Here is a 2,195-nt window from a genome sequence, read left to right as displayed (position 1 = left end):
TTTGGTGATGATGGCGAAGGGGAACCACGCGTTCCCATCTCGAACACGACCGTTAAGCCCTTCAGCGCCAATGGTACTTGAACCGCAGGGTTCTGGGAGAGTAGGACGTCGCCAAGCACGATGAAGCAGTTGATCTCAACGATCAACTGCTTTTTTGTATGGAAAAACAGGGTTTTTTCTACTTTTTGGTTCGAGCAATGAGATCAGTCACAGTAACGAATTGATAACCTTGCCTTCCGAGCTCCGGTAAAATCTGCTTGAGAGCTTCAACTGTTTGGCTGCAATCCCCCTGTAGATCATGAAATAATATAATATCTCCATTATGGACGTTCGAGAGCACCGTACTCACGATTTTATCCACGCCAGGCCGCTTCCAATCCTTCGTATCCTGATACCAGGACCACATCACAACGGTAAGCTTATCCTCCCCTGTTAGTTGAAGCAGCGCATCATTATAGAAACCTCCTGGAGGACGAAAGACGTGAGGCATTTGCTCTGTTACATCAAAAATAATATCTTGAGTTTGACGTATTTCCTCTATCAGCTTCTCCGGTGGTACATTTTTCAAATAATGATGGTCAAAAGTATGATTAGCGATTTCATGCCCTTCATTTACCTCACGTATGGCGAGCTCTGGATACATTTGTACTCTTTTTCCTAAAACAAAAAAGGTTGCCTTGGCTTGATGAGCTTTGAGCAGATCCAAAATTTGTGGGGTATAAATGGGGTTAGGACCATCATCAAAAGTAATGGCAATTAGCTTTTTATCAGTAATTACATTCCAAACCACCTCACTGTTGGGGTTGGCCGAGGCAGCTGTAGTTACTACTAATACCAAGATCAATAGCAGGATCTTTCCAATCAATGCTTTTATCAAACGCTCCACTCCTCTAAGTCTTGATAGCTTTTAGTTTGTCATGGACCTCTCGGATTATACAAAAAAAGAGCAATCGCTGGTTAGGCAATCACTCTCAGGGAATTTTAGTTGTTCAAAATATATATTTTTACTTGCTGGATACCAAACTGAGCAGCTTTTACAGCGTTATCGGGAACGTAGATATCGATCTTATTTCCTTTTACAGCATTGCCTGTGTCGGTTGCGGTGGCATACAAACCACCAGAGGGAAGACCATCATAATTATAACCTTCTATATAGACTTTGGAGCCTAATGGAATAATGTCGGGATCGACAGAAATACTGCCGACAGCTAGTGGATTACCAAAAAAATCTTTGCCTGCGTAACCACCATTTTCAGCGGATGATCCTGTATAAGCAGTTGCAGTTCCATCGATGACCTTATAACTCGGGGCATACCAAGAGGGAGCGTGATACTTCCCATCCTGATTTAAAATCGCAATATGATTATTGGCATCCCACTGTAGGCGAATACCAAGGGCATCAGCAAGATCACGTAAAGGTACGTAGGCCGTTCCGTTTATCAATTGGGTTGCAGAATCCATGTGCAAGGGGTTCCCGTTAGTTGTGGCTGTGCTGGTACCCGTAGTAAAGGATACGGTGTGGCCGTTTTTAGCGGCGATGGTGATGTTTATTGACTGTTCTTTATGTTCCCAGTTAATTTCATAATTGAGCTTCTGGCTTATAGTACGAACCGGGATTTGCAAGAGATGATTGCTATCCAGAAAAGGCTGAGCATCAGGAAAAGTAACCAACTGTTCATTGATTTGTACCTTAACATTGTTTGCTAGCGGTGGGGCAGCATGAATGCTGCTTACCGAAGTAAAATAAGAAAACAATACAACTGAAGACAATACCAATAGCTTTGTAAAACGTCTCATTCAATTCCTCCGAACTTTAAGTAGGGTAAACAGGCTTAAAGGAAAACTCTCAGATGGCATTTTTAAAAGTTATCACAAACAAGGAAATAGGACAATGTATAAAACCAACCAATAAATACCTGAAATTGGGTTATTCATGATTTATAACAAACTACGCAAATAAATATGATAAAGAGCTTGCAATTATCTAGACTGATGTGGTATATTATTAATCCGGCCGCAAGATGGCACGGATAATGAAATGACTTGAAACACTTTTAAAAAAGAAATGAAAAAAAGTACTTGCAATTGAATGAATGAATGTGCTATATTAATCAGGTCGCTTTTGACGGAATGTCGAAAATGATCGAAAAGAATTGTCCTTTGAAAACTGAATCAACGAGTGAGTAAATAGCAGT

The 2,195-nt window shown here is 40.9% G+C and carries 2 protein-coding genes and 1 rRNA gene; 1 reads left to right on the top strand and 2 read right to left on the bottom strand.

All coding sequences use genetic code 11. The features are described 5' to 3' along the window. Positions 1 to 117, top strand: a 5S ribosomal RNA gene (rrf, locus tag LRL21_RS44510). A 61-nt stretch (positions 118 to 178) separates the two neighbouring features. On the opposite strand, the gene LRL21_RS44505 is transcribed toward rrf, so the two are convergent. Together LRL21_RS44505 and LRL21_RS44500 are read right to left on the bottom strand one after the other, a co-directional pair. After that, complete coding sequence (locus LRL21_RS44505) at positions 179 to 874, bottom strand: polysaccharide deacetylase family protein (protein ID WP_420832578.1); 696 nt, start codon at positions 872 to 874, stop codon at positions 179 to 181. Positions 875 to 981: 107 nt separating this feature from the next. Further along, positions 982 to 1,797, bottom strand: coding sequence for a stalk domain-containing protein (locus tag LRL21_RS44500; protein ID WP_240422170.1), 816 nt, complete (start codon positions 1,795 to 1,797; stop codon positions 982 to 984). Between the last annotated feature and the right edge of the window lie 398 nt (positions 1,798 to 2,195).

The organism is Paenibacillus periandrae, assembly GCF_022458865.1.
Classification (GTDB): domain Bacteria; phylum Bacillota; class Bacilli; order Paenibacillales; family NBRC-103111; genus Paenibacillus_S; species Paenibacillus_S periandrae.
This window is presented reverse-complemented; position numbering and strand designations above follow the sequence as displayed.

Coding starts and splice junctions, on each gene's coding strand:
- LRL21_RS44500 (WP_240422170.1), bottom strand. CDS start 1,797: ATGAGACGTTTTACAAAGCTATTGGTATTGTCTTCAGTTGTATTGTTT.